The organism is Blastococcus sp. TF02-09, assembly GCF_003319105.1.
In the GTDB taxonomy this organism is placed as follows: Bacteria; Actinomycetota; Actinomycetes; order Mycobacteriales; family Geodermatophilaceae; genus Blastococcus.
The window spans coordinates 37,697-58,033 of the sequence record NZ_QOHH01000002.1; the positions used below are offsets into that span (position 1 = coordinate 37,697).

The window sequence follows — 20,337 nt, forward strand, 5'->3', positions numbered from 1 at the left end:
GCCGCCCGCCCCCTCCTCGACCGCCGTCCCCCCTCCGGAGAAACCATGACCGCGCCCGTCCACCCGACCGCCACGCCCGCCGCGCCCGCCCTGCGCCTCGTCCGCGTCCCCACCCCGCAGCCCCCGCTACGGGACGACCGGCCGCCGTTGCGCCTGGTCCTCCCCGGCGTCGCCGTGCCCCGGCCTCCCCACCGGCCCGGCCCACGCCCCCGCCTCGTGGGCCCGGGGCCGCGGACCGACGAGTTCGGGCCGGCCTGGACGCTGCGGGCCGATCTCCCCGACGCCGGTGTCGCCGGCCGGCGCGTGATCACGCTGGCGCTGGAGGTGCTCGCCGGCCGCCGTCCGGTCGGTCAGCTCCAGGCCCTCACCTCACCCGGCGTCTTCGCCGCCGTGGCGGGAGGCCGCCGCCCGCGGTGGTGCGCCGAGGGGACCGCCCCGCTCCTGGTGGGGCCGCTGCACGTGTGCGAACCCGTGGACGGCGTGGCCGAGGTCAGCGCGGTCGCCCGGCGCGGTGGGCGGGCGCACGCCGTGGCCGCCCGGCTCGAGGGCATCGACGGCCGGTGGCGCTGCACCGCCCTGCAGATCGGCTAGGCCCCGTCCGGAGGCTCGGCCCGAGCTTGCGAGGGTCGAGGGGGACGGGGTCCTTCTGGCCCCGCCGACCGGGTGGTCGGCGGGGCGTTCGTCAGGTCAGCGGGTCAGGCACCCGCTGCTCCGTGGCACTGCTTGTACTTCTTGCCCGACCCGCACGGGCAGGGCGCGTTGCGCGGGGTCTCCTTGGTGCCGCTCACCGTCGCCGTCTTGGCCGCCTTCGCCCGGCCGGAGTCCTTGGCCGAGGCGTCGAGGCTCGGTGCGGAGTAGGTCAGGTTCTCCGGCGGGCGTACCTCGTCCAGGCCCTTGACCTGCAGCTCCGGCCCGGTGCCCGACGGAGACACGGCCGGAGCCGCCGTGGCGGCCGCCGGCTGCGCCGTGCGCGCGGCGCCCGAGCGCCGGGCCGTCGGTGCGGCCGGAGAAGGAGCAGCGCCGGCGGAGTGCGCCTGATGGGCGGCCTCGGCAGCGGCAGCCTTCGCCTTGGCCTCGGCGGCCTGGCGGGCCAGCACCCGCGCCGTCCCCTCCTGCGCGGCGGCGAGCGCCTTGGCCTCGGCCTCGTCCTGCTTGGCCTTGGCCTCGGCCTCCTGCTCGTCCTTGGTCTTGACCTCGAGGTTGAACAGGAAGCCGACCGACTCCTCCTTGATGCCGTCGAGCATCGCGTTGAACATGTCGTAGCCCTCGCGCTGGTACTCCACGACCGGGTCGCGGTTGGCCATCGCGCGCAGGTGGATGCCGGCCCGCAGGTAGTCCATCTCGTAGAGGTGCTCGCGCCACTTGCGGTCCAGGACCGACAGCAGCACTCGCCGCTCCAGCTCGCGCATGACCTCCGAGCCGAGGGCCTCCTCGCGCGCGTCGTAGGCACGGTGCGCGTCGGCGAGCAGCTCGGCCTTGAGCGCCTCGGCGCCGAGCTCGGCCTGGTCGCCGCCGCCCAGCCGCTCGACGACGTCCTCGATGGTCACGCCCACCGGGTACAGCGCCTTGAGGCCGGCCCACAGCAGCTCGAGGTCCCAGTCCTCGGCGTACCCGGTCTCGGTCGCGCCGTCGACGTAGGCGGAGACGACGTCGTCGACCATCGCCCGCAGCTGCTCGTGCAGGTCGGCGCCCTCGAGCACCTTGCGCCGCTCGTCGTAGATGACGGTGCGCTGGCGGTTGAGCACCTCGTCGTACTTGAGGACGTCCTTGCGGACCTCGAAGTTCTGCTGCTCGACCTGGGTCTGCGCGGACTTGATCGCCCGGCTGACCATCTTCGACTCGATCGGCTGGTCGTCGGGCACCCGCAGGGTGTTCATCATCGACTCGAGCATCGGGCCGTTGAAGCGGCGCATCAGGTCGTCGCCCAGGGAGAGGTAGAACCGCGACTCCCCCGGGTCGCCCTGACGGCCGGACCGGCCGCGCAGCTGGTTGTCGATGCGGCGGCTCTCGTGCCGCTCGGTGCCCAGCACGTAGAGCCCGCCGGCCTCGACGACCTGCTCGTGCTCGGCCTTCACCTGCGTCTGCGCGGCCTTCAGCGCGGCGTCCCAGGCGGCCTCGTACTCCTCCGGCGTCTCGGCCGGGGACAGCCCGCGGGCCCGCAGCGCCTCGTCGGCGATGAACTCGGCGTTGCCACCGAGCTGGATGTCGGTGCCTCGGCCGGCCATGTTGGTGGCGACGGTGACCGCACCCGGACGCCCGGCCATCGCGATGATCGCGGCCTCACGGGCGTGGTTCTTGGCGTTGAGGACCTCGTGCGGGATGCCCCGCTTGAGCAGGAACTTCGACAGCACCTCGGACTTCTCGACGCTCGCGGTGCCGACGAGGACGGGCTGGCCGTGCTCGTGCCGGTCGGCGATGTCGTCGACGACGGAGTCGAACTTCGCCGTCTCGGTCTTGTAGATGACGTCGGCGCGGTCCTCGCGGATCATCGGCCGGTTCGTCGGGATCGGGACGACGCCCAGCTTGTAGGTCTGGTGCAGCTCGGCGGCCTCGGTCTGCGCCGTACCGGTCATCCCGGAGAGCTTCTCGTAGAGCCGGAAGTAGTTCTGGAGGGTGATCGTGGCGAGCGTCTGGTTCTCGTCCTTGATCTTCACCTTCTCCTTGGCCTCGATGGCCTGGTGCATGCCCTCGTTGTAGCGACGGCCCGACAGCACGCGGCCGGTGAACTCGTCGACGATGAGGACCTCGCCGTTGGTGACGATGTACTGCTGGTCCCGCTTGAACAGCTCCTTGGCCTTGAGCGCGTTGTTCAGGTAGCCGATCAGCGGGGTGTTGACCGCCTCGTAGAGGTTGTCGATGCCGAGCTGGTCCTCGACGAACTCCACGCCCTCCTCGGTGACGGCGACCGTGCGCTTGGCCTCCTCCACCTCGTAGTGCACGTCGCGCTTCATCAGCGGCACGATGCGGGCGAACTCGCCGTACCACTTGGCGCTGGACTCGGCCGGGCCGCTGATGATCAGCGGGGTGCGGGCCTCGTCGATGAGGATCGAGTCGACCTCGTCGACGATCGCGAAGTGGTGGCCGCGCTGCACCAGGTCGGCCTTGCTCCACGCCATGTTGTCGCGCAGGTAGTCGAAGCCGAACTCGTTGTTCGTGCCGTAGGTGATGTCGCAGGCGTACTTCTCGCGGCGGGTGGCCGGCGGCTGGCCGGAGACGATCGTGCCGACGGTCAGCCCCAGGAACCGGTGCACCCGGCCCATCCACTCGGCGTCGCGGGAGGCCAGGTAGTCGTTCGTGGTGACCACGTGCACGCCCTTGCCGGTCAGGGCGTTGAGGTAGGCCGGCAGCACGCCGGTGAGGGTCTTGCCCTCACCGGTCTTCATCTCGGCGATGTTGCCCAGGTGCAGCGCCGCACCGCCCATGAGCTGCACCCGGAAGTGCCGCTGGCCCAGCGTGCGGGTGGCCGCCTCGCGGACGACGGCGAAGGCCTCGGGAAGCAGCTCGTCGAGGGACTCCCCGTCGGCGTACCGCTGCTTGAACTCGTCGGTCTTCGCGCGCAGCTCGGCGTCGGTGAGGTCGACGTAGTCGTCGGCCAGGGAGTCGACCGCGTCGGCGATCTTGGAGAGTCGTCGGACCTGCTTGCCCTCGCCGGCGCGGAGGATCTTCTGGAACACCACGACCCCAGCGTAGGCGGCCGACCTGGCAAGGCGGTCCCGAAAGCGGCCCGAGCCGTCGCCGCGCCTCCTCTAGCCTCCCGCACGTGTCCAGGAATCCCGCAGACCTCCCTCCGGCCACGCTCGCGTTCCTCACCGAGCGGCACCTGGCGACGCTCACCACGCTGCGCACCGACGGCAGCCCGCACGTCGTCCCGGTCGGGGTCACCTACGACGCGGCCACCGCCACCGCGCGGGTCATCACCTCGGGCACGTCGGCCAAGGCCCGGCACGTCCGCGACGGGCAGGGGCGCGTCGCGGTCTGCCAGGTCGACGGCGCCCGGTGGCTCACCCTCGAGGGGACGGCGGTCGTGAAGGACGACGCCGCGTCGGTGGCCGACGCCGTCGAGCGCTACGCGCAGCGCTACCGGCAGCCCCGGGAGAACCCGGCCCGCGTGGTCATCGAGATATCGGTCGACCGGGTGCTTGGCAACGCCTGAAACACCCCCTGCCCCCCGCCACTCGCGGGCTCGCGGCGGGCCCCTGCAGGGGGCCGGCTCGTGCTGCGCCCCTACCGGCCCGACGACGCCGATGCGGTGTTCCGCGCCTGCCAGGACCCCGACATCCAGCGCTGGCTGCGGGTGCCGTCGCCCTACACCGAGGCCGACGCCGTCCGGTTCGCCACCGAGACCACCGTGCAGGCGCGCGCCGAGGGGCACGGGCTGCTCACCGCGGTCGAGGCCGACGGGGAGTTCGTCGGGTCGGCGGGCCTGCACTTCACCCCGGGACACCTCGGTCCGGGGGTCGGCTACTGGATCGCACCCTGGGCACGGGGTCGGGCGTACGCGGCGGAGGCCGCCCGCGCGCTGGCGGACTGGGGTCTGGGCCGGGGCGCTCCCCGGGTGCACCTGCTGGCCGACGTCGAGAACGTCGCCTCCCAGGCGGTGGCCCGGCGAGCGGGATTCGTGCGGGAGGGCGTCGTCCGCCGGTGCCTGGACTACCGCGACGGCTCGTGGGGCGACGCGGCGCTGTTCTCCCGACTGCCGGACGACTGAGCCCCGGTCGTCGTCGTCCGCGTGCACGGTGCTGCGGCAGGTCCTGCCGTGTCCGCGCACGCGGACGACGATCCGCCCCTCCGGCGGGTGTCAGACCGTGGCGGTCTGCGGTTCGGCGACCTGCTGCGCCGTGGCGCCGTCCTCGGCCACCGGCTCCAGCCGGATCAGGCCGTAGTCGAAGGCGTGCCGGCGGTAGACGACTGTCGGCTGCCCGGTGTCGGCGCACAGGAAGAGGTAGAAGTCGTGGCCGACCAGCTCCATCTCGTGGAGGGCCTGGTCGACGTGCATCGGCGTGGCCGGGTGGTGCTTCTCGCGGACGATCTGTCCGGGGAGGTGCTCGTCCGGCTCGGTTCCCTGCGGAGCGTCGGCCCCGTTCAGGTCGGGCGCCGGCCCGGTGACGTCGCCGGCTCCGAGGACGACGTTGTCGGCCATCCGCAGGCTGGCGGGGGTGCGCCGGCCGTGGTGGACGCGCCGGCGGTCGGCCGCGCGGCGCAGGCTGTTGTCCAGCTTGGCCGCCGCGAGGTCGAGTGCGGCGTAGAAGTCGGGGCCGGACGCCTCGGCGCGGACCACCGGCCCCTTGCCGCGGAGCGTGATCTCCACCCGCTGGCAGTTCGCGGACTGGCGTGGGTTCTTCTCGTGCTGGAGCTCCACGTCGATCCGGAGGATCTTCAGCTTCCCGTCGAACCGGTCGGTGGACCCGACCTTGTCCTCGACGTGCTGTCGGTAGTGCTCGGGAACTTCGACGTTGCGGCCGCGAACGACGATCTCCATGGGACCTCCCGGTGAACATCCGGCGTTGGTCGCTTCGACGCTAGTCCCTCCACCACCGTCCCGACAGTCGATCAGTGCCCTGGCCGGAGGGGCCGCCGGACGGGCGCGGAACACCGTCGGATCGGGCCCGCGCGGGGGTCCGGGGCGTGGCCGCGACGACCGCCCCGAGCACCGGCGGACCGCCCGGACGGGTCAGTGCGGCGAGCACCGAGGCCGCCTCCGTGAGCGTCGCGCCACTGGTCACGACGTCGTCGACGAGGACCAGGAGGCCCGGCGCCGCGGCGGCCTCCGGGGCGAGCCCGAAGGTGCCCGCGAGGTTCGCCCGCCGCTGCCCGGCGGAGAGCTCGGCGGAGTCGCGCACCCGGCCGTGCCGGCGCAGCAGCCGGTGCTGGGACGCCGGCAGCCCGGCCACCCGCAGCTCGCGGACGGCGCGGCCGGTCAGCTCCCGCACGTGGTCCCGGCCCCGGGTGCGCAGGGCGGCGGCCGAGCTGGGCACCGGCACCAGCACCACCTCCCCGGGCGAGCCGGGGACGGCGGAGACGACGGCGGCCACGGCGAGGGCCAGCGCCGTCCCCAGCGGTCGGGCCAGCTCGGCGCGGCCGCGCTCCTTGAACGCCAGGACGGCGGGCCGCACCGCGCCGTCGTAGGCGCCGGCGGCGACCGTGGGCGGAAAGCCCTCCGGGAAGCGGCGCGGAGCGGCCAGGTGCGGGCGGGCGAGCAGGGCGGCGCAGCGGCGGCACAGCAGGTGGCCGGGCAGCCCGCAGCCGGCACAGGTGCGCGGCAGGACGAGGTCGGCGAGCGCGGACCCGACATCGCGCAGCACCCCGGTCACACCGCACCGTAGGCCCCGTCCCGACGCTCACCCGGGCGTACGGGGCGGGCGGTGGACGGGGTCGGCCTGCTGTGGACGGGGTCGGCCTACAGGGGGTAGAACGGCGCCGACCCGGCCAGCGGCTCCCGCCCGGGGACGAGGGTCACCCACGAGCCGCGCGCCCACTGCCAGAGCCGGCCGTCGGCGACGACCAGCGGCTCCCGCCCCGGGGCGGCTCCCAGAGAGGTCGGCTGATCCGGCAGTCCCGCGCTGCTCAGCTGGGCGAGCCCCCAGCCGTCGACGCCCAGCGAGTACGGCGCCTCCTCCCCCGGGTCGCCGGCCAGCACCCACAGCTCGCCGTTGGACCGCCAGGCCACGTCCACCACCGGCGAGAGCGTGGGGGCGACCTGCGGGAGGTCGCGGACGGCGACCCCGCCCTCCTCGCTGCGGACCACGGTGCCCACGTGCAGGCGCGGGACGCCCTGCGGGTCGGTGACCACGACCGCGACGCGCACGCCGTCCGGCGACAGCTCGATCAGCTGCGCCCGACCCAGCCCCGCCAGCGTCGGGGCGCTGACCGCCTGCGGCCGGCTGCCGGCCGGGACGCGGACGATCTCCACGCCGTCGCGCACCACCCACACCTCCGGGCGGATGGCCGCCACCGTGGGGGCGCTCAGCGTCCGCGCGGTCAGCACCGGGGCCAGCTCACCGCCGTACGGCCCGGCCAGCAGCGTCGCCTGCCCGGCCTCGGGGCGCACCCCCGCGAGGAAGGTCAGCTCACCGGTGCGGGCGTCGGCCGACACCGCGGCCGACGAGAGCCCGTAGCCGCTGCTCCCGGCCGGGCCCGGGGCCGGCGCCCCGTCCTCGACGGTGCGCAGCAGGCCGGCGTCCAGGTAGTGCCCGACGGTCTCCAAGGGCGTCGCGTCGGGGTCGAAGGCGGTCCAGTCGTCGGTCGTCTGCTCGAGGGGGACGCCGTCCAGCGGCAGCGGTTCGCCGTCGAGGGTGATCACGACGGAGCGGATGACCAGGTCGTCGAGCCGCGTCAGGCTCCACACCAGCTGCGCGCTGAGCTCGCGCAACGGGGTCGTGGCGTCGATGTCCAGGTCGGTGAGGTCGACGGTGGCGACCTGGTCGTCGACGGTGACCGTGCGGGCGAGCCCCGCACCGGCCATCGGGTTGCTCACCCCGGCCGCCAGCGCCGCGGACGGCCCCTGGACCAGGCGCTCCACCAGAGCGGTGGGCTGGGCCTCCCCGCCGATGAGGTAGCGCGGGTCGGGGACGAGCTGCCGGAGCGTGGGATCGAGGAAGTAGGCGTCGACGGGGTCGTAGAGCCGCTCGAAGTCGGTCTCGAGGATGACCAGGCCCTCGGGAGGGTCGCTGATCCGCCACTCGCCGTCGACCTCGACCAGCGGGAAGACGTAGCTGAACGGTTCGGTGCCGGCCACGGTGAAGATGCCGCGCTGGTCGACGGTGCCCACGAGGTCCGCGGTGACCACGACCGACCCGGTCTCGCTGGCCGCCGTCGCGAACCCCGGACTGATGATCGTGATGCCGCCGGCGTCGGACCACGTCTCCGCGGTCTCGGGGGTCAGGTACTCCTTGGCCACCGGGCGTTCGCTCACGCTGCTGGCCGCCGCGTCGATGAACCCGCGGACGACGTCCTCGGGGGCGGCTCCCCGGGCGGGGGGCAGCGGCTCGCTGACGAAGTCGGGCGCCGGGCGCTCCGGCGCCTGGGTGATCTGCACCGTCGGGGAGCTGGTGGGCACGATCGAGCAGGCGGTCCCGCCCAGCAGCAGCGCGGCGGCCAGGGCCGGCGCACCGGTCCGGCGGCTCACGACGGTCTCCCCGGGCGGAGGACGGCGGGGCGCAGCGGCAGCGGCGAGCCGGTGAGCTCGCCGCCGGCGGCCAGGGGCACGGTCAGCCGGAACTGGGCGCCGGAGCCCGGCTGCCCCCACACCTGCAGCCAGCCCTTGTGCAGCCGGGCGTCCTCCAGGCTGATCGACAGGCCCAGCCCGCTGCCCCCGACGCTGCGAACCCGGGAGGGATCGGCCCGCCAGAAGCGGTCGAAGACGTGCTGCGCGTCGGCCGAGGTGAGCCCGACCCCGTGGTCGCGCACGGTCACGGCGGCGGCCGTGGGGTTCGCGGCCAGGGTGATCTCCACCGGCTGCCCGGCGCCGTGCTCGATCGCGTTGCCGACGAGGTTGCGCAGGATCCGCTCGACCCGTCGCGCGTCGACCTCGGCGATGACGTCCTCGTCGGGGCGGTCGACGACGAGCTCGCAGCCGTGCCGCTCGGCCAGGGAGTACATCCCGGCGGCCACGCGGGCGACCAGCGCACCGAGGTCCGTCGGCTCGGCGTCGAGCACCGCGACCCCGGCGTCGTAGCGGCTGATCTCCAGCAGGTCGGTGAGCAGGCTCTCGAACCGGTCCAGCTCGGCGCGCAGCAGCTCCGCCGAGCGGGCCACGTGCGGCGGGAAGTCCCCCCGCGCCTCGTGCAGCACCTCGGCGGCCATCTGGACGGTGGTGAGCGGGGTCCGCAGCTCGTGCGAGACGTCGGAGGTGAAGCGCTGCTGCAGCTGGGAGAGCGCCTCCAGCTGGGTGATCTGCCGCTGGAGGCTGTCGGCCATGGCGTTGAAGCTGGTGGCCAGCCGGGCGAGGTCGTCCTCGCCGCGGACGAGCATGCGCTCCTCGAGCTGACCCTCGGCCAGCCGCTGGGCGGTGCCGGCGGCCTGCCGGACGGGGTCGACCACCAGGCGGGTCACCAGGACGGCGATGCCGACGACGAACATCGTGAGCGCGAACCCGCTGATCACCACCGTGCTGCGGATGAGCGAGAGGCTCTCGGCCTCCTGGCTCAGCGGGAAGACGTAGTAGAGCTCGATCTGGGCGCTGCCCGCGGTGCCGCCCTGCACCGGGGCGCCGACGACCAGGGACGCCCGGGGTTCGCCCGCGGCGTCGGGGATCTCGGCGTAGCGGTAGGACTGGTTGCCGCCGTCGACGTCGGCCCGGAGGTCCACGGGCAGCGCCGCGTAGATGAACGCACGGCTGGCACCGGGGACCTCCCGGTCCCCCGTCCGGTAGGTCATGACGACGTCGAAGTCGCCGGCCGCGCCGCCGCGCTGCTGGAGGGCGCTGACCGTCCGGTCCAGCGTGGCCCGCACGCTCGAGGCGTCCCCGGTGGCGATGCCGCCGGTGATCTCCTCCTGCGCGTACAGCACGCCGGCCTGCGCCTGGTCGACCGCCGCCTGCCGCTTCACGCTCAGCAGCTGGTCGCGGATCTGGCTGAACAGCACCAGGCTCACGATGATCACCACGGTGCCGGCCACGACCATCGTGATGGCGCCGATGCGCACCTGCAGCGAGGACCGCCAGGCGTGCACCGCGCGGCTGGCGGCACGGCGCGTGGTCAGCCGGACCCGCCGGCGGAGGACGCCGGCCCGGCGGCGCAGCGCCCGCCGGATGCGCGCCGCGTCCGGCGCGCGCCGGGGACGCCCGGGCTCCGGTGTCCCGGGCGTGCCGGTGTCCACCGGAGGCGTTCGGGTGGCGGTCACGCGGCCATTGTCGCCGGAGCGGCGGTGCTACGCGGGGACGCCGGCCCCGGCGGGACCGGTCACGGCGGGCCCGCCTTGTAACCGACCCCCCGCACGGTGAGCACGACCTCGGGCTTCTCGGGGTCCTTCTCGATCTTGGCGCGCAGCCGCTGCACGTGGACGTTGACCAGCCGGGTGTCGGCGGCGTGGCGGTAGCCCCACACCTGCTCGAGCAGCAGCTCGCGGGTGAACACCTGGCGGGGCTTGCGGGCCAGGGCGACCAGCAGGTCGAACTCCAGCGGGGTCAGCGCGACCGGCACGCCGTCGCGGGTGACCTGGTGGGCGGGCACGTCGATCTGCACGTCGCCGATGGCCAGGCTCTCGGCCTGCCCGGTCTCCCCGCGGCGCAGCTGGGCGCGCACCCGGGCGACCAGCTCGACGGGCTTGAACGGCTTGGTGACGTAGTCGTCGGCGCCGGCCTCCAGCCCCTGGACGACGTCGATGGTGTCGCCCTTGGCGGTGAGCATGACGATCGGCACCGTGGACTGGGTCCGGATGTCCTGGCAGATCTGCAGGCCGTTGCGGCCGGGCAGCATCAGGTCCAGCAGGACCAGGTCGGGCCGGGTCTGCTGGAAGACCCCGAGGGCGCGGTTGCCGTCGGAGACGAACGCCGGTTCGTACCCCTCCCGGCGCAGCACGATCCCGAGCATCTCGGCGAGGGCGGCGTCGTCGTCGACGACGAGGACACGGCCGCGGCTGGGCCCGTTCTGCGGAGCGGTGGGTGGCACGGCGACCATTCTGCGCTGTCGGTCCAGGAAAGCGGCCCACCCGTCCGGGTGAGCCGCTTTCCTCATGCTTCTGACGTGCAGGTCCAGCCCTGGTGTGGGCTGGAAGGCCACCCTTCAGGGGCCCGGGCCGAGCGTGCGAGGTCCGGGGGGAAGGGTGGTCCTTTCAGTAGCGGTAGTGGTCGCTCTTGTAGGGGCCTTCGACCGGGACGCCGATGTAGTCGGCCTGCACCTTGGTGAGCTCGGTGAGCTTCACGCCCAAGGCGTCGAGGTGGAGCCGGGCCACGTGCTCGTCGAGCTTCTTCGGCAGCACGGTGACGCCGGGGGTCTGGCCCTCGTAGGCGGCCCGGTTGGTCCACAGCTCGATCTGCGCCAGCGTCTGGTTGGAGAACGACGCGCTCATCACGAAGCTGGGGTGCCCGGTGGCGTTGCCCAGGTTCAGCAGCCGGCCCTCGGAGAGCACGATGATCGTGTGGCCGTCCTCGAACCGCCACTCGTCGACCTGCGGCTTGATGTTGGTCTTCACGACGCCCGGGGTGCGGGCCAGGCCGGCCATGTCGATCTCGTTGTCGAAGTGGCCGATGTTCCCGATGATCGCCTGGTGCTTGGTCGAGGCCAGCTGCTCGGCGGTGATGATGTCCTTGTTGCCGGTCGTGGTGATGACGATGTCGGCCTTGCCGATCACCTCGTCCAGCGTCGTGACCTCGTAGCCGTGCATGGCGGCCTGGAGGGCGCAGATCGGGTCGATCTCGGTGATGATCACGCGCGCGCCCTGGCCGCGGAGGGACTCCGCGCAGCCCTTGCCGACGTCGCCGTAGCCGCAGACGACGGCGACCTTGCCGCCGATCATGACGTCGGTGGCGCGGTTGAGGCCGTCGATGAGCGAGTGGCGGCAGCCGTAGAGGTTGTCGAACTTGCTCTTGGTGACCGAGTCGTTGACGTTGATCGCCGGGAAGAGCAGGCGCCCGTCGCGGGCGAGCTCGTAGAGCCGCATGACGCCGGTGGTGGTCTCCTCGGTGACGCCCTTGATGCCCTGGCCGATGCGGGTCCAGTAGCCCTGGTCCTCGGCCAGCGTGCCGCGCAGGACGTCGAGGATGACCGCGTACTCCTCGGAGTCCGCGTCGGTGGTGTCGGGGACGACGCCGTCGGCCTCGAAGCGGGTGCCGAGGTGGACCAGCAGCGTGGCGTCGCCACCGTCGTCGAGCAGCATGTTCGGGCCGACGACCTCGCCGCTCTCGTCGCGGAACTCGAACAGGCGCTGGGTGCACCACCAGTACTCGGGGAGGGTCTCGCCCTTCCAGGCGAAGACCGGCACGCCGGCGGGCTCCTCGGGGGTGCCCTCGCCGACGACGATCGCGGCGGCGGCGTGGTCCTGGGTGGAGAAGATGTTGCAGCTGACCCAGCGGACGTCGGCGCCCAGCGCGGTCAGGGTCTCGATGAGGACGGCGGTCTGCACGGTCATGTGCAGCGAGCCGGCGATGCGGGCGCCGGCCAGCGGCTGGGCGTCGCCGTACTCGGCGCGCAGCGCCATGAGGCCGGGCATCTCGTGCTCGGCGAGCTGGATCTCCTTGCGGCCGAAGCCGGCCAGGGAGAGGTCGGCGACCTTGAAGTCGGCCTCGCCGGTGGGGGTGGACAGCGTGCGGGTGCCGGTGCTGGCGGTCATGTGAGCTCCAGGTGGGCCCGGCGCGGCGGCCGGGCGGTGCAGTCGGATGCAGGGTCGCTTCGATCCCCGTTCCCCGGGAGAGCGAGCATGCCGAGGCTTCGGCGGGGCTCGTGCCGGAACCCAGGGTACCGGCAGGGCGCGGTCCCGGGGACCGGTCTCCCCCGGATTCAGGAGTCGCAGCCCACGCCGTCCCCGTCGCCGTCGAACTTCTGCTCCCAGCCCGGGTCGCCCGTCCGGATCGGTGCCGCGCCCGCAGCGCGCACCGCGGCGCAGTCCGCGAAGGACACCGGGACCGCGGCGTCGGGTGCCGGAGCGGGGGCGGGTGCGGAGGCCGGGGCGGCCTCTCCCCCGGGCAGCGGCTCGGCCGGGCAGCTGCTGAGCACCGTGGCCATCGTGTTCTTCTCGGCCGCGGTCACCCACGCGCCGTAGCGGATCTTCACCGCGATCTGGCGGGCGACGTACGTGCAGCGGAACGAAGTCGTGGGCGGCAGCCAGGTGGCGGCGTCCCCGTCGCCCTTCTGCATGTTCAGCGGACCGTCGACGGCCAGCAGGTTCAGCGGGTCGTTCGCGAAGGCGGTGCGGCGGCCGGCGTCCCACTGCTGGGCGCCCTTCTGCCAGGCGTCCGACAGCGCGACCACGTGGTCGATCTGCACGTCGTCGCTGGTGTCCTGGCCGCGCCGGAACTCGATGGTGCGGCCGGAGTAGGGGTCGGCCAACGTGCCGGTGAGGACGACGCAGTCGCGGGTGCCGGGCTTGAACGTCTCGCCGGTCAGGTCACGGGCGAGCACGTCGTTGCGGGTGTCGCAGCCGTTGCGGTCGGTGTCCACCCAGCCGGAGCCGAACTGCTCCCGGTCGTAGCCGGTGCGCGGGGCCCGGCCCTTGACCTCCAGCGTGGCGAGCGCGGCGAGGGCCGACGTCGGCGCGGCTCCACCGATGGCGGCGTCGGCCGACTCGTCGTCCAGCGCACCGCCCGCGGTGGCGAGGCCGTCGGGCGGGAGCGTGGCCTCGGCGGTCTCCTGCTCGACCACGGCCGCGTCCGCGGCGGTCTCCGTCTCCACAGGCCCGGTTCCCCGGGCCCCCGTCGTGACGGAACAGCCGGTCAGGACGAGAGCGGCCAGCAGCGGGGCGAGCGCCGCACGAGCGGCGTGCCCGGTGCGCGGCGGACGAGCGGACACGGTGATTCCCCCAGGCGCAGACGACGGCGCCGCGACCGTAGGCAGGTCCGCCCGCTCCCCCGGTGCTCCGACACGCGCCCCGGTGGCCGGAGCGCGGATCGGTCAGGAGAGGTTGGTGGTGACCCGGTAGAGGACGGCGGGGCCGCGGGCGCTGACGGGGGTGCCGGCCGGCACGAACGCCGAGGTGCCCTTCGGCAGGGTCAGCTCGTCGCCGGCCGTGGACAGCACCGCGGTGCCCTCGGTGCAGAGCACCAGCTGCGGTCCGCGGGTGGTGAGCGTGCCGACCTGGTCGCCGAGCTGGCAGTGGGTGAGGTCGAACTCCTCGACCGGGACGGGGTAGCGCAGGCCGCCGGGGCCGAGCACCGGGCGCAGCACCGGCACCCGCCCGTCGCTGAAGTCGAGCACCTCGATGAGCGCCGCGAGGTCGACGTGCTTGCCGGTGAGTCCGCCCCGGAGCACGTTGTCCGAGCTGGCCATGACCTCCACGCCCGCGCCGCACAGGTAGGCGTGCAGGTTCCCCGCCGGCAGGAACACCGCCTCGCCGGGCGCCAGGCGCAGGTGGTTGCACATCAGCGAGATGACCACGCCCGGGTCACCGGGGTAGGTCTCGGCCAGCGCCGCCGCCCAGCGGTAGGTGTTGATGAACTCCGGGTCGTGCGCCGCGACGAACCCGGCCGCCGCGCGGGCCACCTCGGAGACGAGCACGTCGCGCTGGTCCGCCGGGAGTGCCAGCAGCTGCGGGATGACCGACCGGAGCCCGCCCCTGGCCAGAGCGGCGATCGTGGGCTTGAGCTCGGGCACCTGGAGCTTGGCCAGGCAGTGCAGCGACTCCTCGACCGGGCGGAAGCCGCACAGCGCCTCGACCTCGGTCAGCGCCACGAGCATCTCGGGCTTGTGGAACGGGTCGCGGAAGGTGCGCGTCGGGTCGTCGCGCGGCACCCCGGCCGCCTCCTCGGCGGCGAACCCGGCCTCGGCCTGCTCAGCCGTCGGGTGGGCCTGCAGGGACACCGGCTTCTCGGCCGCGAGCACCTTCATGAGGAAGGGCAGCCGGACCCCGAACCGCTCGAGCACCTCGGAGCCCAGCAGGAGCTCGGGCTCGCCGGCGATCGCCTTGTCCAGCGGCACCCCGTCGGAGCGCACGCTGGGCTCGTCGGGATGGGCGCCCATCCACAGCTCGGCGTGCGGCCGGTCAGCCGGGGACGGCGAGCCGAGCAGCTCCGGGATGACGGTGTGCGAACCCCACGGGTAGTGACGCACCGCATTCTGAAGCTGCCACATCGGCTCAGGCTAACGCGCCGGTCCCGCTGATCGACCCCCCGTCACCACCCGCCGGTCCTCCGAGGAGGCAGGTTCCCCTCGACGGGGTGACATCACGCCGGCGCGGACGTCGGCAGCACCCAGCCGCGCCGCGTCGGCGGTCCGGTCGTCGGGCATGCGCTGCGACTCGCGCTCCGCGTCGACCCGCGCGGTGTAGTGCGCGACCTCCCGGGTGGTGCGCTCCTCGTCCCAGCCCAGCTCGCGGCTCATGAGCTCGGCGACCCGAACGGCGGTCTCCACACCGCGGTGCGCCGTCTCGATGGAGATGCGGGTGCGCCGGGTCAGCACGTCGTCGAGGTGCAGGGCGCCCTCGGCGGTGACCGCGTGCACGACCTCGGCCGCGAGGTAGGCGGGCGCACCCGGCAGCGGCCGGGCCAGCTCGGGGTCGTCGGCGGCGAGGGCGAGCACGTCGGGGGTGCGGTCGCCGTGCCGGTGCAGCAGCCGTTCGACGGCGTCGACCGGCACGCCGGCACCGGCGGCCAGCTGCGCGGCGCGGTCGCGCACCTCCGTCCAGCGGTGCGCGCCGACCAGCGGGAGGTGCGCGGTGCGCGACGCCGGCACCCCGGGCAGCCCCGCGACGGCGGCGTCGACGGCGTCCTCGGCCATGACGCGGTAGGTCGTGTACTTGCCCCCGGCCACCAGGACCAGACCCGGCACCGGGGTGACCACCGCGTGCTCCCGGGACAGCCGGCTGGTGTCGTCGGACTCCCCCGCCAGCAGCGGGCGCAGGCCGGCGTAGACGCCGAGGATCTGCTCGGGAGCGATCGGGCGGACGAGGACCCGGTTGACCTGGTCGAGCAGGTAGGCGATGTCGGCGCTGCTGGCCGCGGGGTGGTCGCGGTCGAGCTTCCACGGGGTGTCGGTCGTCCCGACGATCCACTGCTCGCCCCAGGGAATGACGAAGAGCACGCTGGTGGGGGTGCGCAGGATCAGGCCGTCGGACGTCCCGCCCGCCGCGGCGAGCGAGCCGCCGTCGATGGCCGACCGCGGCACCACCAGGTGCACGCCTTTGGAGGCGCGCACGCGGAGGTCGGGCGCCGCGTGGCCCAGCATCGCCCCGATGTCGTCGCTCCACACCCCGGTGGCCGCCACGACGCTGCGGGCCCGCACGGTGAACGAGGAGCCGTCGGTGAGGTCGGCGACCTCCACCCCCACGACCGCGGCGTCCGGCTGGTCGCCGTCGCGCAGCAGACCGGTGACCCGCGCGCTGGACAGGACCCGGGCGCCGTAGCCGGCGGCGGTGCGGACGACGGCGAGCGTGTGCCGGGCGTCGTCGACCTGGGCGTCCCAGTAGCGGATGGCGCCGCGCACGACGTCGGGGCGCAGCCCGGGGAACGCCTCGAGCGTCGCCGTCCGGGACAGGTGCCGGTGCCCCGGGATCGGCCGGTGCGAGGTGAAGGCGGCGCCGAGCACGTCGTACAGCGCGACACCGGCGCCGAAGTAGGCCCGCTGCCAGACGGGCGCGGTCAGCGGCAGCAGGAAGGGCAGCGGCCGGACCAGGTGCGGCGCGATGGTCTGCACCAGGCGGGCGCGCTCGTGCAGCGCCTCGTGCACCAGGGGGAAGGCGAACTGCTCCAGGTAGCGCAGGCCGCCGTGGATCAGCTTGCTCGACCGGCTGGAGGTGCCGGCCGCGAAGTCCCGCGCCTCCAGCAGCGCCACGGTCAGGCCACGGCTGGCCGCGTCCAGGGCGGCCCCGGCGCCGGTGACGCCGCCGCCGATGACCAGGACGTCGACGACCTCGTCGGCGAGCCGGGCGCGGTCCGAGCGCCGTCGGGCGGGTGAGAGCAGCGTGCGGTCGGTGGTCCCCGAGTGCATGGCTCCTACTGTCCCCCGCTCAGTGGCCCGATGCGTCGCTCCCGGCCTTGCGGCGGTGCACCGTCAGTGTCATCACGACCACGATCACCGCGCCGACCACCAGCCCCAGCAGTGCGCTGCCCAGCGTGTTGACGATCCAGCCCACCACGCCGCCGAGCGCCCCGGTCGCGTCGTGCGCGGCCTCCTCGAGGTGGTGGACGACGTCGTAGAGGGCGTGCAGGCCCAGCTCGTCGGTGCCGACCAGGAGGATGTGCCCACCGACCCAGAGCATGGCGGCGGTGCCGACCACGGTGAGCACGCTGAGCAGCTTCGGCATCGCCTTGACCAGGCCGCGGCCGAACGCGGCCACCGCCTTCCCCGACCGCTGGGCCAGGTTGAGGCCGATGTCGTCCATCTTCACGATGACGCCGACCACGCCGTAGACCAGCACGGTGATGCCCAGTGCGACCAGGACGAGGATGACCGCCCGCGCGACGAACGCCTCGTCCGCGACCTCGTTGAGCGAGATGACCATGATCTCGGCGGACAGGATGAAGTCGGTGCGGACGGCGCCGGTGACGATCGTCTTCTCGTCCGGCATCGCCTCCTCCACCGAGGCGTGCTCCTCGGCGTGGCCGCTGATCCGGTGCCAGATCTTCTCCGCGCCCTCGTAGCAGAGGTAGGCCCCGCCCAGCATCAGCAGCGGCGTCAGCAGGAAGTTGAGGAACTCGCTGAGCAGCAGGATCGCCGGCAGGATGATCAGCAGCTTGTTGCGCAGCGAGCCCAGCGCGATCTTCCGGATGATCGGCAGCTCGCGGTCGGCGTTCAGGCCGTGCACGTACTGCGGCGTGACGGCGGTGTCGTCGACCACCACGCCGGCGGCCTTGACGCTCGCGCGTCCGGCCGCGGCGCCGATGTCGTCGATCGAGGCGGCGGCGGCCCTGGCCAGCACCGCGACGTCGTCCAGCAGGGCTACGAGTCCACCCGCCACGGGAGGTCCTTTCCGTCGATCCGTTCGCGTGCTCTACCCGGGCAGGGGGTTCCGCCGAACGTCACCGGCCCGGCCCCCGCTGGGTGTCCAGCGCCAGGGCCAGGTAGACGGCGCTGAAGTCGGCGACGGCGAGCTGGCGGGCCAACCGCGGCAGCCGGCCGTCGGACCCGGCCTGCCCCTGCGCGGCCAGGTCGCTCACCGGGACGGTGTGGGTCGCGGCGGTGCGGAGCACCTCCTCCATGGCCTCGCCGGCCGACCGCGGCTCGCGCTCCCCCGCGCCCTCGTCGTCGACGGCCGCGGCGTCGCGGATGGTGAGCAGCCGCAGGCGCCGTTCGGCGTCGTCGGCGCGGTCGCGGAAGAAGTCGTCGGCGTCCTCCGGTGCCAGCGGGCCACCGAGGACGGCGCAGGCCGCCACCCGCTGGTCGGGCAGCCGGAAGTCGGGCGCGGGCAGGCCGGCGAGCGTGGCCAGCTGGTCGGCGATGCGGCCGGCAGCGGCGGCGGCCAGCGGCCCCTCCGCGGCGATCACCGGCAGCGAGTCGAGCAGCTCGAGGGCCAGCGTCTTCGCCGGGTTGGTGAAGGTCGGCGCCGCGGGGCCGCACTCCTGCGCGGCCGCGTCGAGCGCCGCCGCGGTCGTCTCCGGGTCGGCGACGTCACCGCGCAGCAGCCCGAGGTCGGAGGCCAGCAGCAGCATCGGGGTGAGCAGCGACCACAGCGTCGTGTGCCGCACCCGGGCGGCCGGCAGGGCCACGTACGGCGCGCGGGCGATCGAGCAGGCCGCGGCCAGGGGCGCGTCCTCGGCGCCGACGCCCAGCAGCGAGACGCCCCGGCGGGCCGCCTCGTAGGCCGGGCCGACGGCGTAGGCGCCCGCCCCCGTGCGGGTCGCGACCACGACGACGTCGCTGGGCCCCGTCCACACCGGCAGCGCCGGACCGGGGACGACGTCGACGGTCACCGGGCTAGCCGGTCCGAGCAGCGCCCGCAGCACCGAGGCGGCCACCGCCCCCTCGCGCCGGGCGACGATGACCAGCCCGCGCGGCCGGCCGCCACCGGTGATCCGGTCCAGCCCGGCCTCGCGGGTCAGCCGCGCGGTCTCCCGGACCTGCGCACCGGCGCCCGCGACCGCCAGCAGCAGGCCGTGCGGGTCACGGGCCCGCATGACCTCGAGGTCGTCGAGGACCTCCTCGGCGAGCTCGGGCGGGATCATGCGCTGCTGCTTGCTCCCCGATGGCGCGCCTCGTCCAGCAGGAGCACCGGGATGCCGTCGCGCACCGGGAAGGCCCGGTCGCAGGTGGTGCACAGCAGCTCGCTCGCCGCCTCGTCGACGGTCAGCGGGCTGTGGTGGGTGTCCGGGCAGGCCAGGATGGACAGCAGCTCGGGGTCCAGCCCCAGCGGTCCACCGGTCGTCGTGTTGCTCGTCATGCCCGCACCATCCCCAGTACCTGATCCCGAAGTTCGGTCATCCGCGCCTCGTCCGGCGCCTCGACGTTCAGCCGCAGCAGCGGCTCGGTGTTGCTGGCGCGCAGGTTGAACCACGCGCCGTCGGTCAGCTCGACGGTGAGCCCGTCCAGCTCGTCGATCCGCGCCTCGGGCCGGTCGGCGAACGCCGCCCGCACCTCGGCCATCCGCGCCGCGGCGTCGTCCACGGTGGAGTTGATCTCTCCGGAGGCGGCGTAGCGCGAGTAGGCGGCGGTGAGCTCCGACAGGGTGCCGGACTGCTCCCCCAGCGCGGCCAGCACGTGCATCGCGGCCAGCATGCCGGTGTCGGCCCGCCAGAAGTCGCGGAAATAGTAGTGCGCCGAGTGCTCCCCGCCGAAGACGGCGTCGGTGCGGGCCATCTCGGCCTTGATGAACGAGTGCCCCACCCGCGTGCGCACCGGCTCGCCGCCGTGCTCGCGGACGATCTCGGGCACCGCCTTCGAGGTGATCAGGTTGTGGATGATCGTCGTCCCGCGGCCCTTGGCCAGCTCGCGGACGGCGACCAGGGCGGTCACCGCCGAGGGGCTCACCGGCTCGCCGCGCTCGTCGACGACGAACACCCGGTCGGCGTCGCCGTCGAAGGCCAGGCCGATGTCGGCGCCGTGCTCGCGCACCGCGGCCTGCAGGTCGACGAGGTTCGCCGGGTCCAGCGGGTTGGCCTCGTGGTTGGGGAAGGAGCCGTCGAGCTCGAAGTACAGCGGGACGATCTCCAGGGGCAGGTCGGCCAGGACCACCGGCACGGTGTGCCCGCCCATGCCGTTGCCGGCGTCGACGACGACCTTGAGGGGGCGGCCGCCGGACAGGTCGACCAGCTCGCGCAGGTGCGCGGCGTACTCGTGGATGATGTCGCGCTGGCTGACCGCGCCGACGCGGCCGGGGTCGCGGTCGTAGGCGTTCCGCTCGGCCATGGCCCGGATCTCGGCCAGGCCGGAGTCCTGCCCGATGGGTGCCGCGCCCGCGCGGCACATCTTGATCCCGTTGTACTTCGCGGGGTTGTGGCTGGCCGTGAACATCGCGCCCGGGATGTCCAGCGAGCCGGCGGCGAAGTACAGCATGTCGGTCGAGCCCAGCCCCGCCTCGACGACGTCGAGACCGCGGCTGATCACGCCCTCGGCGAAGGCCCGCGACAGCGGCACCGAGGACTCCCGCATGTCGTGGGCGGTGACGATCTGCGTCGCACCGCTCTCGGCGTGCACGAACTCGGCGAAGGCGGCCCCGATGGCCCGGGCGACGTCCTCGTCCCACTCGTCGGGAACGACACCCCGGACGTCGTAGGCCTTGATGATCGATGAGAGGTCAGCCACGTGCCGGACGATA

At 74.0% G+C, this 20,337-nt stretch carries 17 protein-coding genes; 3 read left to right on the plus strand and 14 right to left on the minus strand.

Annotation, left to right across the window (positions count from 1 at the left end; all coding sequences use genetic code 11):
* Positions 1-45 precede the first annotated feature (45 nt).
* The gene (locus tag DQ239_RS02655; RefSeq protein WP_113832730.1) at positions 46-591 is read left to right on the plus strand and encodes an Rv3235 family protein; all 546 of its coding nucleotides are present in this window, start codon (positions 46-48) and stop codon (positions 589-591) included.
* A 104-nt stretch (positions 592-695) separates the two neighbouring features.
* Here the strand turns inward: DQ239_RS02655 and secA are convergent, their stop codons facing one another.
* On the minus strand, positions 696-3,677 hold the full coding sequence (gene secA, locus DQ239_RS02660) for a preprotein translocase subunit SecA (RefSeq protein WP_113832731.1): 2,982 nt from the start codon (positions 3,675-3,677) through the stop codon (positions 696-698).
* 83 nt (positions 3,678-3,760) lie between these two features.
* On the opposite strand from secA, the gene DQ239_RS02665 reads away from it, so the two are divergent.
* Both DQ239_RS02665 and DQ239_RS02670 read left to right on the plus strand, forming a co-directional pair.
* Positions 3,761-4,153, plus strand: a complete 393-nt coding sequence (locus DQ239_RS02665) for a PPOX class F420-dependent oxidoreductase (RefSeq protein WP_113832732.1) — start codon at positions 3,761-3,763, stop codon at positions 4,151-4,153.
* A gap of 60 nt (positions 4,154-4,213) precedes the next feature.
* Entirely contained in the window at positions 4,214-4,708 is a 495-nt protein-coding gene (locus DQ239_RS02670; RefSeq protein WP_113832733.1) for a GNAT family N-acetyltransferase, read from the plus strand.
* Positions 4,709-4,798: 90 nt separating this feature from the next.
* Here the strand turns inward: DQ239_RS02670 and raiA are convergent, their stop codons facing one another.
* The 13 genes from raiA to DQ239_RS02735 form a co-directional block, all read right to left on the minus strand.
* Positions 4,799-5,479: a ribosome-associated translation inhibitor RaiA gene (raiA, locus tag DQ239_RS02675; RefSeq protein ID WP_113832734.1), complete on the minus strand. Its 681-nt coding sequence runs from the start codon at positions 5,477-5,479 to the stop codon at positions 4,799-4,801.
* A gap of 40 nt (positions 5,480-5,519) precedes the next feature.
* Positions 5,520-6,311: a ComF family protein gene (locus tag DQ239_RS02680; RefSeq protein ID WP_233488674.1), complete on the minus strand. Its 792-nt coding sequence runs from the start codon at positions 6,309-6,311 to the stop codon at positions 5,520-5,522.
* 86 nt (positions 6,312-6,397) lie between these two features.
* Complete coding sequence (locus DQ239_RS02685) at positions 6,398-8,125, minus strand: LpqB family beta-propeller domain-containing protein (protein WP_113832735.1); 1,728 nt, start codon at positions 8,123-8,125, stop codon at positions 6,398-6,400.
* Positions 8,122-9,840, minus strand: a complete 1,719-nt coding sequence (mtrB, locus tag DQ239_RS02690; protein ID WP_113832736.1) for an MtrAB system histidine kinase MtrB — start codon at positions 9,838-9,840, stop codon at positions 8,122-8,124. Before mtrB ends, DQ239_RS02685 begins: the two co-directional genes overlap by 4 nt.
* 59 nt (positions 9,841-9,899) lie before the next feature.
* Entirely contained in the window at positions 9,900-10,616 is a 717-nt protein-coding gene (mtrA, locus tag DQ239_RS02695; RefSeq protein WP_091765714.1) for an MtrAB system response regulator MtrA, read from the minus strand.
* 154 nt (positions 10,617-10,770) lie between these two features.
* Positions 10,771-12,267, minus strand: coding sequence for an adenosylhomocysteinase (gene ahcY / locus DQ239_RS02700; protein ID WP_113832737.1), 1,497 nt, complete (start codon positions 12,265-12,267; stop codon positions 10,771-10,773).
* A 167-nt stretch (positions 12,268-12,434) separates the two neighbouring features.
* Positions 12,435-13,325, minus strand: a complete 891-nt coding sequence (locus tag DQ239_RS02705; RefSeq protein WP_199582544.1) for an HNH endonuclease family protein — start codon at positions 13,323-13,325, stop codon at positions 12,435-12,437.
* A 219-nt stretch (positions 13,326-13,544) separates the two neighbouring features.
* Complete coding sequence (gene manA, locus DQ239_RS02710; RefSeq protein ID WP_113832738.1) at positions 13,545-14,720, minus strand: mannose-6-phosphate isomerase, class I; 1,176 nt, start codon at positions 14,718-14,720, stop codon at positions 13,545-13,547.
* A 9-nt stretch (positions 14,721-14,729) separates the two neighbouring features.
* The gene (locus DQ239_RS02715; protein WP_113832739.1) at positions 14,730-16,574 is read right to left on the minus strand and encodes a glycerol-3-phosphate dehydrogenase/oxidase; all 1,845 of its coding nucleotides are present in this window, start codon (positions 16,572-16,574) and stop codon (positions 14,730-14,732) included.
* Positions 16,575-16,593: 19 nt separating this feature from the next.
* Positions 16,594-17,544 carry a DUF808 domain-containing protein gene (locus DQ239_RS02720; RefSeq protein ID WP_113832740.1) on the minus strand — a complete coding sequence of 317 codons (951 nt, stop codon included), beginning with the start codon at positions 17,542-17,544 and terminating at the stop codon, positions 16,594-16,596.
* Positions 17,545-17,605: 61 nt separating this feature from the next.
* On the minus strand, positions 17,606-18,748 hold the full coding sequence (locus tag DQ239_RS02725; RefSeq protein ID WP_113832741.1) for an SIS domain-containing protein: 1,143 nt from the start codon (positions 18,746-18,748) through the stop codon (positions 17,606-17,608).
* Positions 18,745-18,933: a Trm112 family protein gene (locus DQ239_RS02730; RefSeq protein WP_113833278.1), complete on the minus strand. Its 189-nt coding sequence runs from the start codon at positions 18,931-18,933 to the stop codon at positions 18,745-18,747. The genes DQ239_RS02725 and DQ239_RS02730 overlap by 4 nt, the downstream gene beginning before the upstream one ends.
* A gap of 26 nt (positions 18,934-18,959) precedes the next feature.
* Positions 18,960-20,324 (minus strand): phosphomannomutase/phosphoglucomutase, encoded by a 1,365-nt coding sequence (locus DQ239_RS02735; protein WP_113832742.1) that lies wholly within the window; start codon positions 20,322-20,324, stop codon positions 18,960-18,962.
* Positions 20,325-20,337: the final 13 nt, after the last annotated feature.

Excerpts from the sequence above, each read along its gene's own strand:
- DQ239_RS02725 (WP_113832741.1), bottom strand. The coding sequence starts at position 18,748 with ATGATCCCGCCCGAGCTCGCCGAGGAGGTCCTCGACGACCTCGAGGTC.
- raiA (WP_113832734.1), bottom strand. The coding sequence starts at position 5,479 with ATGGAGATCGTCGTTCGCGGCCGCAACGTCGAAGTTCCCGAGCACTAC.
- mtrA (WP_091765714.1), bottom strand. The coding sequence starts at position 10,616 with ATGGTCGCCGTGCCACCCACCGCTCCGCAGAACGGGCCCAGCCGCGGC.
- DQ239_RS02655 (WP_113832730.1), top strand. The coding sequence starts at position 46 with ATGACCGCGCCCGTCCACCCGACCGCCACGCCCGCCGCGCCCGCCCTG.
- ahcY (WP_113832737.1), bottom strand. The coding sequence starts at position 12,267 with ATGACCGCCAGCACCGGCACCCGCACGCTGTCCACCCCCACCGGCGAG.
- DQ239_RS02715 (WP_113832739.1), bottom strand. The coding sequence starts at position 16,574 with ATGCACTCGGGGACCACCGACCGCACGCTGCTCTCACCCGCCCGACGG.
- manA (WP_113832738.1), bottom strand. The coding sequence starts at position 14,720 with ATGTGGCAGCTTCAGAATGCGGTGCGTCACTACCCGTGGGGTTCGCAC.